Origin of the sequence: endosymbiont of Galathealinum brachiosum (genome assembly GCA_003349885.1) — a bacterium.
GTDB lineage: Bacteria > Pseudomonadota > Gammaproteobacteria > SZUA-229 > SZUA-229 > SZUA-229.
Genome location: QFXC01000013.1, coordinates 350719 through 365925, shown reverse-complemented (window position 1 = coordinate 365925; position 15207 = coordinate 350719). Strand labels below are relative to the sequence as shown.

The window sequence follows — 15207 nt, the reverse complement described above, 5'->3', positions numbered from 1 at the left end:
CTGTCTGAGTTAACTATTAAATATAATAAAACCCCTGTTTTTCCAGACATTGAATCTGCCTGTTATATTGATTAGATTTTAGTTATTCTGATTAATACCCCCTTGAAAAAAATGTTAATACCCATATCTGTTGATTAATAGAAAATTTAAATGAGGCAATGCCATGAGAATGGATCGATTAACCAGCAAATTTCAAATGGCGCTTTCTGAGGCGCAGTCTCTCGCGGTTGGACGAGATCATCAGTTTATAGAACCACTTCATCTAATGCTGGCTCTACTTGACCAGGATGGTGGAACGGTACGTCATTTATTAACCATGAGTAATGTAAATGTAAATGGTTTGCGTTCCAAGTTAGGTGAGGAGATAGAGCATCTACCTCAGGTGGAAGGTAATGCGGGTGATGTGCATCTGTCTAATGATCTGGGGCGTGTATTAAATGTAACAGACAAGCTTGCGCAAAAACGTAAAGACGATTACATATCGAGCGAGTTGTTTGTGCTTGCTGCAATGGAAGAAAAATCACGAATTGGTGAAATTTTACGTGAATTTGGTGCGGATAAAAAAGCACTCGAAGATGCCATAGAAAAAGTACGTGGTGGGCAGAATGTAAATGACCCGAATGCAGAGGAACAGCGTCAGGCACTTGAAAAATACACTGTAGATGTAACTGAACGAGCGGAGCAGGGAAAGCTTGATCCGGTTATCGGTCGTGATGAAGAAATTCGTAGAACAATTCAGGTATTGCAGCGCAGAACAAAAAATAATCCAGTATTAATTGGTGAGCCGGGTGTAGGTAAAACGGCTATTGTTGAAGGTCTGGCTCAACGTATTGTAAATGGTGAAGTGCCTGAGGGTATAAAAGGTAAACGTTTGCTTTCTCTTGATCTGGCTGCATTAATTGCCGGTGCAAAGTTTAGAGGTGAATTTGAAGAGCGTTTAAAAGCAGTGCTCAATGATCTTTCTAAACAGGAAGGTCAGGTGATTTTATTTATTGATGAAATTCATATGATGGTGGGTGCGGGTAAATCCGAAGGTGCTATGGATGCGGGTAATATGTTGAAGCCTGCATTAGCTAGAGGTGAGTTACATTGTGTGGGTGCGACAACACTGGATGAATATCGTAAGTATATTGAGAAAGACGCTGCACTGGAGAGACGCTTTCAAAAAGTACTGGTAGAAGAACCTACGGTTGAAGATACCATTGCAATTTTACGTGGATTAAAAGAACGTTATGAAGTTCATCATGGTGTTGATATTACAGACCCTGCAATTGTTTCAGCTGCGGTTTTATCTCATCGTTATGTAACTGATCGACAGTTACCAGATAAAGCGATTGATCTAATTGATGAAGCGGCCAGCCGTATTCGTATGGAAATTGATTCTAAACCAGAGGTGATGGATAGACTGGAACGGCGTTTAATTCAGTTAAAAATTGAACGTGAAGCACTGACAAAAGAAGATGACCGGGCTTCAAGGGATCGTCTGTTAAAACTTCAGGAAGAGATAGATGTGCTTGAGCAGGAATATCAGCAACTGGATGAAATCTGGGTGTCTGAAAAAGCGGCGCTGCATGGCAGTGCCAGTATTAAGGAAAAACTTGAACAGGCACGACTGGAACTGGAAACCGCAAGTCGGGCGAATGACCTGACTCGTATGTCTGAATTACAGTATGGGCGTATTCCCGAGCTGGAAAAAGAGCTTGATATGGCGTCGCAGGCAGAAATGCAGGAAATGACTTTACTGCGTAATCGAGTTACCGAAGAGGAAATTGCTGAAGTCGTTTCACGTTCAACCGGAATACCGGTTGCAAAAATGATGGAAGGTGAAAAAGAAAAGCTCTTACGCATGGAAGATGAAATAGGCAAACGAGTGGTGGGGCAGAGTGAAGCTGTTGAGTCAGTATCAAATGCAATACGACGTTCACGTGCAGGGTTGTCTGAGCCTAATCGCCCGAATGGCTCATTTTTATTTTTAGGGCCTACTGGTGTAGGTAAAACGGAACTTACAAAAGCACTGGCTAAATTCTTGTTTGATACCGAAGATGCAATGGTGCGCATTGATATGTCGGAATTTATGGAAAAACATTCAGTGGCCAGATTAATTGGAGCGCCTCCAGGATATGTAGGTTATGAGGAAGGTGGTTACTTAACGGAAGCAGTGCGCCGTAAACCTTATTCAGTTGTTTTGCTGGATGAAGTTGAAAAGGCACATCCGGACGTTTTTAATGTGTTATTACAGGTTCTTGATGATGGTCGTTTAACAGATGGTCAGGGTCGTACCGTTGATTTTAGAAACACCGTTATTATCATGACATCGAATCTTGGCTCGCAACATATCCAGGAGTTTACTGAAAAGGGTGATTTTGATGGAATGAAATCTGCTGTTATGGAGATTGTCGGTCAGCATTTCAGGCCTGAATTTATTAACCGGGTGGATGAGTCTGTTGTATTTCATACTCTGGGTCGTGAACAGATACGTTCGATTACTGCTATTCAAATCGAAAACCTACGCCAGCGCTTGCAGGATAGAGATCTTGATCTACATTTAAGTGAGACGGTATTAGACAGGCTGGGTGAAGCAGGTTTTGATCCGGTATATGGAGCAAGGCCATTAAAAAGAGCTATTCAGCAACAACTGGAAAACCCACTTGCACAAAAGTTATTGCAAGGTGATTTTTCACCGGGTGATGTAATTGATGTTGAGCTGGATGGTGAAGGTTTGAGCTTTAAGGCAGCTTAAGTTAGTTGCACTGAATAACGTCTGTGGAATCACAATCGAGGACAGAACTCAAAAAGTGAGGTCAGTCCTTAATTGTGATGTATCGTGCTATTTTTAATTAAGGCTCGTAACGTTCGTTTTTATTAAAGTTCTGTGTGATGTATTGAACTGCTTCATCTACGTGTTTTTTTACTTCAGCCATCATCTCAGCGCGCTCTTTAGATTCCAGATAAAAGGCCATATCAATTTCGTGACGCATATATCGTGACGGTAGTTTTGAGAGCGCATAACAGGCGACATCAAGAAAGAAATCGGTAGACTGATCTTCATGACTAGGAATAACCTCTGCCTGAAGGTAATCAATCACCAGATGTTCGTAGAAATTATGTATGCTGGTAAAGTCCATGAAAATTACTCAAATTAATTTATTATAGGTAGTTTTAGTATAGTAGAGCTAATAGTCATTCGCATCGTTGCTGGTGGCTTCATCAGAAACTTCTCTTATGTATTTAAATATCTGACGATAAGCTGCGGGTGGTTTGTTGTTTTTTTTCTCTTTGACGGCATTTCGAACCAGTTGTCTCAGGTGGTGACGATCCGCATGAGGGTATTGTTCAAGAAAATCATTAATTCCCCTGTCACCATTTTCTATTATTGAATCACGCCACTTTTCCATGCGTTTGAATTCAGCATTATAGATGTCATGTTTATGTAATACACGCTCTACCTGACCGCTGAGTGTTTGATCATCTAAGCCGCGCATAACTTTGGCTATATAGTGTTTTTGACGTTTAAGCGCGTTATTGGATTTTATACGCTGTGCATCATCAAGAGCCTGGCGCAATTCACTATCCATGGTGATTTGATCAAGCTCATCCTGGTTCATGGTGATCATCTTTTCACCCAGTTCCAGAACATCATCGCATTCTCTTTTGCGCTGGCTTTTACTTACCCAGTCGTCATCTTCTTCGTTTATATCAGTCATCTTAATTCTGTTTAATCCAGGTTCAGGTGTGTCATTAACATACGGACGTTTAAGTCACCGTCTTTATATTGTTCAATTTTTAGAGGAAGGTAGTAATGATCTCTGGATAACCAGACATATGACATGCGTCGGCTACCTTCTCTACTTAGTTTAAATTTTAAAACAGGCTGTATTTTGTTTTTAAATTTTATGTCTTCACTCGTTACCAGAGTATAGGTGTATTTTTGCAGATGTCCCTTGTCAGTAATATAAAAACTATTGCTGGTGGTATGAGGGTCAAGCTGCAGATCACTACTCATTAACAGGGGTAATAACTGTCTGCCCCAGACAGTTTGGGTGCTTTGTAATGAATAAGGCTTGAATTTATAGCTGCCTGTAATTTGTGTTTCACCTGTTTCCACATGCTCAAACATAATCTGTTGATTTTTTTTATGTTTTTTACCCTGAATGTAACTAAAACTTAACTGTTGAGGGAGAGATGACTGTTTATTTTCTGGCCAGTTTAAGATGCTGGTTTCTTTGGGCTCTGCTTTTATAAAAAGTGAAGCCAGACCTTTGGCTTCAGCGCTGGAGGTATAGTTAATTGTGCCATCTTTATAGTGTAATTTATTTTTCATTTCACCCACATGCGAACCATATTTCTCCATGCTGTACAGGCTTTGATGGTTAGGGGGCAGAATAAAGCTCGTTTCTTCTAATGTTTCAGTTAAATAGGTATCTGATTTTACAGGTGAATTTTCTGCTATTGCTTTAGATGTAAATAATGACAGTAAAGCAGACAGTAGCAGGAGATAAACGATTGCAGATTTATCCAGATTTAATTGATGAGTTGGTTGTTTATCCATTTGGCCGGGTTTTCCAGTGGTTGTTTATCCAGATAAACCTGTTGATCAATGACTTCGAGTCGCTGTTGTGCGGCCCATTCAATAACCATTGGATAAATAATATGTTCTTGCTGGTGAATGCGTTGTTGTAATGATTCAACTGTGTCATTTTCATTTACATCAATGACTGCCTGTAAGACAAGTGGGCCACCATCGAGTTCATTACTGACATAATGCACAGTGACACCATGTTGTTTAACACCCGCGTCAAGTGCTCGCTGGTGGGTATTTAAGCCCGTGAATTCAGGTAATAACGAAGGATGAATGTTCAGCATTTTACCGTTGTAATGCTTAACAAAATCATCAGTGAGTATACGCATAAAACCTGCAAGGATTATCAGGTCTGGCTGGTGCTGGTCTATTTCCTGAATAAGCTGCTGGTCAAAAGCTTCCCGACTATCAAACTGTTTGTGATCAAGTGTGAGAGCAGGGATGTTTGCAGACAGGGCTCGTTCTAGCCCTTTAACATCCGGGCGGTTGCTAATAACCGCTTTAATGTTTGCATGTAACTGACCTGCAGTAACAGCATCAATAATGGCCTGTAAATTCGAGCCGCTGCCTGAAATCAGTACAACGATATTTAAACTGGGTGTACTCATTAAAACAGAACTTATTCAATAATTACGTCTGGTGCACCGTTGGAGCTTGTTATTGAACCCAGCTTAAATGCAGATTCACCTGCTTTGTTCAGCACATCGATGGCGGTATCTGCATCTTCTTCATTAATGATTAATACCATACCAATACCGCAGTTAAATGTGCGATACATTTCCAGATCTTCAATATTGCCCTGTTGCTGTAACCACTTAAATACTTCAGGTAATTCCCAGCTATTCACATCAAGCTGTGCACGAGTATTTTCAGGCATTACACGAGGCAGGTTTTCAGTTAATCCACCACCGGTGATGTGAGACATGGCGTGGATATCAATTTGTTCAAGTAGAGCGTGAATGCTTTTTACGTATATACGAGTAGGTGCTAGTAATGCTTCACCCAGTGTCTGTTCACCACAGGTTTCACTTAAATCGGCATTACTCACTTCGATTACTTTACGAATAAGAGAGTAACCGTTGGAATGCGGGCCAGATGAGGCGATACCAATGAGAACATTGCCCGCTTCAACTTTGCTGGTATCAATGATCTGGTCTTTTTCAACAATACCGACACAGAAGCCGGCAAGATCGTAATCGCCTTCACTGTACATGCCCGGCATTTCTGCGGTTTCGCCACCTGTTAAAGCACAGCCCGATTGAATACAGCCTTCTGCAATTCCCTTAATTACATCTGTAGCAACCGCGTTATCAAGCTTTCCAGTTGCATAATAATCAAGGAAATAGAGCGGCTCAGCACCTAAAACCAGTATATCGTTTACACACATAGCCACCAGATCAATACCGATCGTGTCATGCTTGTTTAATTCTAATGCCAGTTTAAGTTTGGTGCCCACTCCATCAGTGCCGGAAACCAGTACCGGTTTCTGGTAGCGATCAAGAGGAATTTCGAATAAGGCACCAAATCCGCCTAGTCCACCCAACACTTCCGGGCGCATAGTGCGCTTAACGTGGGGCTTTATTTGTTCAACCAGATCAGCACCTGCGTCTATATCGACACCGGCATCACGGTAACTAAGGGATTGTTTTGAAGAATTTTGTGAATCTGATTGAGACATTGCGAACCTGATAAACCATCACTATTAAAAGATGTGGTATTGTACATCTTCCTTGCAATAGTCACGAATGAAAATGAACCGTAAAACAATATTTTTTAACATAATTAGCTTATTTATCCTCTCAGTAAATGCACAGGCAGCTGTAATTAAACAAATTTACGAAGTAAGTTTGCCTGTAATCAGTCAGGAAAAGCAGATTCGGGGCGCTGCATTTGAACAAGGTTTGATTGAGGTGTCAGTGCGAGTATCTGGTACCAGCCTGGCTCCTACTCAGATTGATTTAAAACAGGCGACTCGTATGGTACGCCAGTATCATTATAAAGCCATGAGTCAGCCTGAAATTGATGATTATATGAAAAAAACCAGTACTCTGGTTGCGCCTAAATACAAGTTATGGATGCAGTTTGACGGGGCAAAAGTCAGGCAGTTATTACGGGATAACAGTATGCCTATCTGGGGTTATCAGCGTCCTAATGTGCTTGTCTGGTTAGCGGTTAAAGATGGTAATAACCGTTATTTATTAAAAAAATCAGATGTTTCACAAATTAAACAGGCTGTGAGTAAAGAGGCTAAACGCCGGGGATTGCCTGTTATCTGGCCCGAGTATGATGCTCGTGATAAAAAGATGATTAAGTTTATTGATGTCTGGGGCGAGTTCTGGGGTCCGGTAAAACAGGCTAGTGAACGTTATTCGGTGGATGCAGTGGTTCTTGGGCGCATGAACTGGTCAAAGGGAAGCTGGACGGTTAACTGGTCATTATTAATGGAAGACAGAACTGAGAGCTGGAAATTAACTTCACCGGACCTGGAGATTCTTATGGGCAGTGGTGTAGGCGTGGCGACTGATCAGATCTCCAGTCGCTTTGCGGTCTTTGCCGGCAATGAGAACGATGGAGAGATTTTATTACGTGTGAGTGATTTAAATAGCGTTAGTAAATATGCAGCTGCTTCACATTATCTGTCTTCACTGGCACCAGTTAAAAATGTATATGCGACTGAAGTGAATCAATATCAGGTTGATTTTCATATCGAGCTGAGTGGTGATGAAAGTGATCTAAAACGTATTATTGCACTGGGTAAAGTTCTGGTGCCTGATACGCGTCCAGACAATCATCAGGAGAAAAAACAGGTGTCAGCAGATTTACCAGTTGATAATTCAGATGAGCCGACACAACAGGTTTTAAATGAAAACCCGGATGGTGATGAAACTGGTGAAAAAAAATCTGAAAATGAATTGCCAGAAACACCAAAATATATATTACGTTACAGGTTAAATGGATGAGCCAGATTTCAGAGTCACAAAAATGGATGATGTTACTGATCGTTTCGTTGACAGGGTTTGTTTTTTATTTATTGTCACCCGTATTAATGCCTTTTTTTGCTGCGGCATTACTGGCTTATTTAGGCGATCCGATAGCAGATCGACTGGAGATGAAATTCCAGCCCAGATTTTCATCTAAATTGTCACGTAGTTTAGCAGTTACTATTGTTTTTATAACGCTGTTCAGTTTATTAACAATTATGGCTTTTTTAATCTTGCCGTTATTGGGTAAGCAGATAGCATATCTTGTTTCAAATATGCCGGAATACCTGGATCATATTCAAAATAATGTTTTACCTCAGGTTGCTAAATATCTTGCCATAGACACTTCGGTATTTGACTTTGATTTACTTAAAAAATTATTTGCAGCTCATTATGCTCAGGCAGGTGGAATAATATCTCAGGTGGTCTCATCTGTAGCATCATCGGGTTTGGCTCTGACAGTCTGGGCAGCTAATATGGTGTTAATACCTGTAGTGACATTTTATCTGTTACGTGACTGGGATGTCTTAATGACACACATCGATGATCTGGTGCCGAGAAAAAACCAGTCGATAATTAGAAAACTTGCACGTGAATCTGATGAGGTGTTATCTGCGTTTTTACGCGGTCAGTTTATTGTGATGCTTGCTTTAGGTGCGGTATATTCTACAGGGCTGTGGTTTATTGATTTAAAACTGGCTTTACTTATTGGTATGCTCGCAGGGCTGGTTAGTTTTGTTCCTTATTTAGGTTTTATTGTTGGCATTATTGCTGCGAGTGTTGCCATGTTATTGCAAACCCATGACTTGATGCAGTTAATACCGGTTATTATTGTATTTAGTATTGGGCAGATGCTTGAAGGGATGCTGTTAACACCCGTGTTAGTGGGTGATAAAATTGGTTTGCATCCTGTTGCTGTTATTTTCGCTATTTTAGCTGGTGGCCAATTGTTTGGCTTTGTGGGTATTTTACTGGCATTACCGGTTGCAGCTGTTTTGGCAGTAATGATACGTCACATGCATAATGAGTATAAATCCAGTTCTATTTTTAATGACGCTACCTGAAATTTTTTCTGATAATTTAAATTAATGTTTACTCAATTAACTCTGGATATCACACTTAAGGATAGTTTTACCTTTGATAATTTTGTCACAGGTGATAACCAGTTGCTGGTGGATCTACTAAAAGATAAAAAACTAGATTCTGAAAAACAGGTTTATATCTGGGGAATGCATAATGCCGGTAAAACGCATATTTTACAGGCGTTATGTCAGTATTATTCCGGCTCTAATATAAACGTCAGCTATTTGCCATTGCATCAGTTAATAAGCTATTCGCCTGAAGTGTTTCAGGGGCAGGAAGAGATGGATGTGTGCTGCATAGATGACGTGCAGCTATTATGCGACAAACCGGACTGGCAGGAAGCGTTGTTCGATCTGATAAACCGTGCCAGAGAAAATAATACCCGTCTGGTTATTTCAGCAAATCAACCGCCTACTGAAATAAGCATTGAACTCAATGATTTAATTTCAAGATTACAATGGGGTCCGGTATTTAAACTGAATGAGTTAAGTGATACTGAAAAGTGTCTGGCATTGCAACAAAGAGCGGAGTGCCGTGGTTTTGATCTGGCAGATAATGTAGCGAACTATTTATTGAATAATTGTCATCGTGACATTGCTGATCTGTTTGTGATTTTAGAAACGCTCGATAAAGCACAGTTGCAGCAACATAGACGGTTAACTATTCCATTTGTTAAATCTGTATTGGGTGATTGATAAAGTTAAAGTTTAAATTTTTATCGTTAGATAGGGTTATAGCGAATTTAACCAGTCAGCAACTTCTTCTAACAGTGCATCACCACGATTTGTAAAATAATGATCTGATTTAGGCACAATACGTTGTTGCGATTTAGGATTGCCTGCCTGTTTTATTCTTTCCAGCCTTCTCGGGGCATTTCTTTTTACTGCCGGGTAATCATTTTCACCTCGTATATCGAGCACGGGTATTTTAATGTCTTCTAGTGGGAATGGCTTTAACATGGGCTGTCCATAATCAGTTGAACCCATACCTACACCGATAAAAGCTGTTATACCTGCCTTCGGATTTTTGTGTAACCAGTCAAAGCCCATATGCACACCACAGCTGTGACTTAGAATAATAATATTCTTATTGTTCTCCTGTTTTAAAAAATCAACAGCAGCTCTTATTCTTGGGTGTGACTCGGGTAAAATCTTCATATAATCATAAAATGTCGAATCATTGCTTAAAACAGGCATTTGAATCGAAAGTGTATTCCAGCCATGCTCCGGTAATCCAGTGCGCAGAGGGTAGACAAGTTCTGGCCAGTTTGGGTGGTAACCCCGACCATGCAGAATGATAATGGCACCTTTTGCAGGTTGCTCATCTGACTCCATGTAGATGGACAGGAAGTCGTGTGAACCGTCTTTTAATAATGTGACTTCTCCGTCCATAACATAATCGGCAACCTGCTCCATCATGCGTTTTTCTTTAGCAAGGTCTGAGGCGTTACTTTGATTAAAGGGGGCGGAAATAAGCAGGGTGATTGATATAAATATTATGAGACGATTAAACATATGCTTAATATTAGACAATAAAGTGTTGTTTTGCTGAGTTTTTACTCTGTTTGTATTTATTGACATAGTTTCAAAAAAAGTAAAAATAGATGTGAGTATTAATTTATTTAGTATGCGTTTGCGGCATTAATTATTAAAGATAAATAAGCCTGTCATGATAATAAGCAGAAAAAGATATTTGTTATCTTGTCGATATTATCAGAGTGCAGAGTTTCAAGCCTGTACTTTGTGTATTTGTTAATCCTGTAGCGGGTTTAATTTTCTACGTGTTTCTCAACCAGCGGAAATATCTTATCTGTTTCAAATTCTATGCGCTGTGTGATTTTATCCAGTATTGCAGATGAGTCACCACAGAAAGCCTGCTGGTGGTGATCGGCACCTGAAGCTTTACACCAGTGTTTTACATAACATGAAAATTCCTTTTTTATTTCTTTAGCACTGTCGTGAAAGCTTTTTGCTATTTCACTAATATCAGGATTATGGTGTTTGGCAAGTTCGGAATAGATAGTGTTATCTTCAAATACCAGATGCATCCATACTTTTTCATTGAAACGTGAAACCAGATCACAGACAAAAGGGTTGTTTACCAGTTTCTTATCATTGAATAATACGCGCAGAACTTCTATTAGATCACTGATTTCCTGGTTCTGTTTTTTTAACTCACTGAGGGAATACATAACGGCTCCATAAATAAGGGGTAAGGGCCTTCCTATAAATAGAAAGCCCTTATAGACTAACGTGTTGTTGGATTTTGAAGATGATCTAGATCAATTTTCAGTATCAGTCCGCTCTGCAGCAGCGGCATTTTCTGCCATACCCTGAAATCGTGTATAGAGCATGGAGCCAATAAAAAACATGATACTGAGCAGGCTAAAAATAACGCCAAAAGTGCGGGTGCTTTCATCACCTGCATACCAGACGCCTAAGATAAAATAAAATAATGCCAGGTACATCGCCCATGCATGGGTATATACCCTGCCATGCAGGATTCCTTTTAGTGGAAACATAAGAGGACCTACCTGCACAAGCAAGGTAACTGACATATATTCAGGCTTTAAAGGTACTACCAGTAAGTGCCAGGCAGGAATGAAAACCAGTAAACCAAAATAGCCAACCAGTGTGCATAATCGTGTAAGTTTTATATTATTCATTATTTTCTATGATGTGGATTTTAGTTTCACTGCGGTTTCTGCAACTCTACGCCCCAGTGCCAGGCACAGGTTTTTTTCATCCTCATCTAGTGGAGTGTTGCTATCCGTGTTGAGTCGACTTGCGCCGTAAGGTGTGCCGCCTGTTGTTGTTTTATGTAATGAAGCTTCACTGTAAGGAAGACCCATCAGTATCATTCCATGGTGTAATAGTGGAATGAGCATGCTTAACAGAGTGGACTCCTGTCCACCGTGTATGCTGGCTGTTGAGGTAAAAACAGCAGCAGGTTTGTTAATGAGAGCACCGGACATCCACATGCTGCCACTGCCATCTATGTAATGCTTTAAAGCCGCAGCCATATTGCCGAAGTGAGTTGGGCTGCCCAGGATCAGTCCATCACATTCTTCCAGATCTGAGTGCTCTGCATAAGCTGCACCCGCTTCAGGCACTACAGGAGCAGTTGCATCACATACGGTTGAGATAGCCGGAACTGTTCGTAAGCGTGCTTCTACGCCTTCAATTTCTTCAACACCTCTGGCGATCGTGCGGGCCATTTCTGCGGTAGAACCACCCTGACTGTAGTACAGGACCATTATCTCAATCACTTATAAAATCTCTAGTATGGTTTCAGTAGGACGCCCAATGGCAGCTTTGCCATTACTGATGACAATAGGGCGTTCAATTAATATCGGGAATTTTATCATGGCATCAATGAGTTGATCTCGACTAAGTGACTCATCAGCCAGATTATTGTCTTTATATTCAGATTCATGGGTTCTCATTAACTGACGAGGCTCAATTTTCAGCATATTAAGTATATCTTCAAGCTCCTGTTTATCAGGTGGAGCCTGCAGGTATTCTACTACATCTGCCTGAATGCCTTTTTCTGAAAGCAGTTCCATCGCTGAACGACATTTAGAACAATTAGGATTATGGAATATTTTTGTAGTATCCGTCATCTTTAGAGAACCTGACTGTGTTTTTTATTGGGGGGAGGCAAGAATACCGTATTTACGGATGCATCACTAGGAGTCAGTTTACTACAGTGCTTAATATGACTTAAGTCACACGTATTAATGAAAGCTAACCTATTTAGGGTATTTGCTTGACACTTCAGGGTGTCATTGCTAATTTCTTATGATTAACTATAAAAAAGTCTACCGGAGACGTATTAAGATGAAATTTAACCACCTTTTTAAATCATTCTTTATGATGATGCTAGTGTTAGGCCTCGTAGCAGGTTGTGCATCAACCTCTGAAGATGAAGGCGCATCTCAGGCGACTGCAGAGCAGGCAATTGCCGATGCAAAATCAACTAATGCCCAGGCTAAGAAAATGAACGCTGAATGGCGTGATACAGGAAAAATCATTAAGAGCGCTGAAGCAGCATTATCAGCTGGTGATTATGACAAAGCTGTGACACTGGCTAACCAGGCGCAGCGTCAGGCTGAAATGGCTATGAAACAGGCTAAAGAACAGGATGCCAGACTGAAGGAAAGTGGTGCTATTTCTGGAGCGGGCGCTTCTGAAGACAGTGCTTCTTCTCGTCAGGGTGGAGCAATGATGGACGGTGATAATTCATATGAAGTTGTTGGTGGTGATAATCTGTGGAATATTTCTGCTAAAGACAGCATTTATGCTAACCCTTACCAATGGCCATTAATTTATAAAGCGAATCGCAGCCAGATTAAAGATGCTGATTTGATTTATCCTGGTCAGGTTTTTGATATCGATCGTAGTGCATCTGGTTCTGATGTTGATGCTGCAATCGATCATGCTAAAACACGTGGTGCATGGTCAGTTGGTTCAACTGAGGCTTCTGATGAGGCGTATCTTGCTCAATAAGCAAAAATCTTATTTGATCTGATTTTGAAGAGGGCTCGCAAATGCGGGCCTTTTTTTTTCAGTGAATTTTAATATGTATTAGAAAAGTAAAAAATATATAACTTTTTAAGACGATTGTCTTATAATGAAGTTTCTGAGTCGCTAGAAAAGAATAAAAGTATGTTTAAGTATTATTCAAAAAGTAGTTTTTTATTTTTTATCTTCATTTTATCTGTTTCTATACAAACCAGGATACATGCAGAAGAGCTGGTGTTTTTTGATCAGGGCTTTGGCGACTTTTCTGAAGAGCTCGAAACAGCCAGAGAAGAAGGTAAAGCAGGCGTATTTATCTTTTTTGAAATGGATGAATGTCCATTTTGTCATCGTATGAAAACCACCGTTCTAAATCAGCCTGAAGTTGTTTCGTTTTATAAAGAGCATTTTAAAATCTTTCTGGTTAATATTGATGGTGATGTTGAAATGACAGACTTTCAGGGTAATGTGACTACACAGAAAGATTTTTCATTTAAGCAGCAGCGGGTTCGCGCAACACCAGTATTCGCCTTTTTTGATTTAGATGGAAATAGAGTAGTTAAATATACCGGGCCAACATCCAGTGTTGAAGAGTTTATCTGGTTGGGTGAATATATGGTAAATGGTGAATATAAAAAATCCAGTTTTACTCGTTATAAACGTGCAAGGCGTAAAGCTGCTATAACTAAATAAATTATTACTTTGTTAAATATTTAAAAATTGCAGTAAATAAAATAGTCGAGATTTTAAAATAGTAGAGTGGATATTATAAATAAAATATTAAGTTTTTTTATGGGCCTGATTTATCTTCCTCTTTTAATAGCTGAGCCTTTACCTGATCCGCTTGTTCTTAAGCAGGCAATGGATATGGCAGATGATGCTCAGCATTACCAGATCATTGAAGCACAGGCATCTATTGTCGAGGCCAGATCTGAACTTGAACGGGCTGAAGCGAGTTTAGGCTTTAGAGCACAATTAGAGCTTGAAGCAGCTTTAATTGATCCATCACCCATTGCTCTGGATCAGTCATCTAATGATAGCCATGTTTCATTACGAGTGATAAAGCCGCTTTATCATTTTGGTTCGTCTACAGAAAATATACTGGCAGCCCAAACTGAACAACAGGCACTACAAAGTCATTTACCTTTTATCATTGGGCAAAGAAAAGTTGATATAGCCAGACAGTTTTTTGAAGTGATATTAAGCGATTTAAAATATGCATGGGATAATGAATCAATGGCTGTCGCGTTTATCAGTTATGAGGCCGCACAGGATCGGCATGCGTTATCGCAAATATCTGATGTGGATCTCCTGGAGTCTGAAAATAATTATATAGATATTCTTCATCAGCGACAGTTAAGTGAAATGAATCAACGCCATAGCAGGGCAATATTAGCAGATCTGTTAAACAGACCAGATGAATTGCCTTCAAATTTGAAAATGCCTGATTTAGATACTTCTCAGAAATTATTACCGGAATATTCAGTTTTATTAGAAAAAGTATTACAGGCTAATCCTCAGATTAAACTGGTAGAGAAACAGCTGGAAGCTGCGAGTCAGAGAATATCAGCGGCAGGTAATCAGTTTGGTCCCCGCTTAGATGCTGAAATTGAAGTGTCTGAATATGCAAGGATTAAGGGTTCAAATGATGAATGGCGAGCTCAGCTTAGTTTGGTAATTCCCCTGTATGAAAATAGCAGTATCAAAAAAGATGTTTCCAGAGCCAGGGCAGACTGGATGAAGCTGCGAGCTAAACTGTTAAGTATTAAAATTAATTTACGTAAACGTGTATTGGCTCTGTGGCAAAGTATTAATGTATTAAGTCAAAGAAAAAAACAGCTGCAAACATCGCAGGAGTTCAGGGAGTTGAGGCTGGATAAAAGTCGTGCTTTGTATGAAATGGAGGTTGCAACAAATCTGGGTAACTCGATGGTCGCGATTTCAGAAATACAATATAAACAGGCTAAAAATAATTTTGAACTGGCTTTAGCTAAAATGCAATTACGACTGTTATCTGGTGACGTAGATCTGTTGCAATAAGTAA

At 40.0% G+C, this 15207-nt stretch carries 17 protein-coding genes; 7 read left to right on the top strand and 10 right to left on the bottom strand.

The window, feature by feature from the left end; genetic code table 11:
- Positions 1-169 precede the first annotated feature (169 nt).
- Entirely contained in the window at positions 170-2740 is a 2571-nt protein-coding gene (locus DIZ80_14475; protein ID RDH81696.1) for an ATP-dependent chaperone ClpB, read from the top strand.
- A 97-nt stretch (positions 2741-2837) separates the two neighbouring features.
- On the opposite strand, the gene DIZ80_14470 is transcribed toward DIZ80_14475, so the two are convergent.
- The 5 genes from DIZ80_14470 to DIZ80_14450 are packed head-to-tail and all read right to left on the bottom strand — an operon-like array spanning position 2838 to position 6257.
- The gene (locus DIZ80_14470; GenBank protein ID RDH81303.1) at positions 2838-3125 is read right to left on the bottom strand and encodes a competence protein ComFB; all 288 of its coding nucleotides are present in this window, start codon (positions 3123-3125) and stop codon (positions 2838-2840) included.
- 48 nt (positions 3126-3173) lie between these two features.
- Entirely contained in the window at positions 3174-3704 is a 531-nt protein-coding gene (locus DIZ80_14465; protein ID RDH81302.1) for a ribosome-associated protein, read from the bottom strand.
- A gap of 11 nt (positions 3705-3715) precedes the next feature.
- On the bottom strand, positions 3716-4549 hold the full coding sequence (locus DIZ80_14460; GenBank protein RDH81301.1) for a hypothetical protein: 834 nt from the start codon (positions 4547-4549) through the stop codon (positions 3716-3718).
- The gene (locus tag DIZ80_14455; GenBank protein RDH81695.1) at positions 4522-5187 is read right to left on the bottom strand and encodes a phosphoribosylglycinamide formyltransferase; all 666 of its coding nucleotides are present in this window, start codon (positions 5185-5187) and stop codon (positions 4522-4524) included. The genes DIZ80_14460 and DIZ80_14455 overlap by 28 nt, the downstream gene beginning before the upstream one ends.
- Before the next feature lie 11 nt (positions 5188-5198).
- The gene (locus DIZ80_14450; protein ID RDH81300.1) at positions 5199-6257 is read right to left on the bottom strand and encodes a phosphoribosylformylglycinamidine cyclo-ligase; all 1059 of its coding nucleotides are present in this window, start codon (positions 6255-6257) and stop codon (positions 5199-5201) included.
- A 67-nt stretch (positions 6258-6324) separates the two neighbouring features.
- Here DIZ80_14450 and DIZ80_14445 point away from each other — a divergent pair, with 67 nt between their 5' ends.
- From DIZ80_14445 to hda, 3 genes are read left to right on the top strand one after another with little or no spacing between them, the layout of a single operon-like run.
- Positions 6325-7539 carry a hypothetical protein gene (locus DIZ80_14445; GenBank protein RDH81299.1) on the top strand — a complete coding sequence of 405 codons (1215 nt, stop codon included), beginning with the start codon at positions 6325-6327 and terminating at the stop codon, positions 7537-7539.
- Positions 7540-7544: 5 nt separating this feature from the next.
- Positions 7545-8624 (top strand): AI-2E family transporter, encoded by a 1080-nt coding sequence (locus tag DIZ80_14440; protein ID RDH81694.1) that lies wholly within the window; start codon positions 7545-7547, stop codon positions 8622-8624.
- A gap of 24 nt (positions 8625-8648) precedes the next feature.
- Entirely contained in the window at positions 8649-9338 is a 690-nt protein-coding gene (gene hda / locus DIZ80_14435) for a DnaA regulatory inactivator Hda (protein ID RDH81298.1), read from the top strand.
- A gap of 36 nt (positions 9339-9374) precedes the next feature.
- Here hda and DIZ80_14430 read toward each other — a convergent pair whose 3' ends face one another.
- The 5 genes from DIZ80_14430 to arsC all read right to left on the bottom strand — a co-directional run bounded on the left by DIZ80_14430 (position 9375) and on the right by arsC (position 12265).
- Positions 9375-10223 carry a hypothetical protein gene (locus DIZ80_14430; GenBank protein RDH81297.1) on the bottom strand — a complete coding sequence of 283 codons (849 nt, stop codon included), beginning with the start codon at positions 10221-10223 and terminating at the stop codon, positions 9375-9377.
- A gap of 188 nt (positions 10224-10411) precedes the next feature.
- On the bottom strand, positions 10412-10834 hold the full coding sequence (locus DIZ80_14425; GenBank protein ID RDH81296.1) for a hypothetical protein: 423 nt from the start codon (positions 10832-10834) through the stop codon (positions 10412-10414).
- Between the two features lie 90 nt (positions 10835-10924).
- Positions 10925-11308: a DUF2069 domain-containing protein gene (locus tag DIZ80_14420; protein RDH81295.1), complete on the bottom strand. Its 384-nt coding sequence runs from the start codon at positions 11306-11308 to the stop codon at positions 10925-10927.
- A gap of 6 nt (positions 11309-11314) precedes the next feature.
- A complete protein-coding gene (locus tag DIZ80_14415) occupies positions 11315-11911 on the bottom strand; it encodes an NAD(P)H-quinone oxidoreductase (GenBank protein ID RDH81294.1) in 597 nt (198 codons plus the stop codon).
- A complete protein-coding gene (arsC, locus tag DIZ80_14410; GenBank protein ID RDH81293.1) occupies positions 11912-12265 on the bottom strand; it encodes an arsenate reductase (glutaredoxin) in 354 nt (117 codons plus the stop codon). It abuts the gene before it with no gap.
- 178 nt (positions 12266-12443) lie between these two features.
- Here arsC and DIZ80_14405 point away from each other — a divergent pair, with 178 nt between their 5' ends.
- From DIZ80_14405 to DIZ80_14395, 3 genes are all read left to right on the top strand, one after another.
- Positions 12444-13151, top strand: a complete 708-nt coding sequence (locus DIZ80_14405) for a hypothetical protein (protein RDH81292.1) — start codon at positions 12444-12446, stop codon at positions 13149-13151.
- A gap of 159 nt (positions 13152-13310) precedes the next feature.
- Entirely contained in the window at positions 13311-13856 is a 546-nt protein-coding gene (locus DIZ80_14400) for a thioredoxin (GenBank protein ID RDH81291.1), read from the top strand.
- Between the two features lie 66 nt (positions 13857-13922).
- Entirely contained in the window at positions 13923-15203 is a 1281-nt protein-coding gene (locus tag DIZ80_14395; GenBank protein ID RDH81290.1) for a hypothetical protein, read from the top strand.
- Positions 15204-15207: the final 4 nt, after the last annotated feature.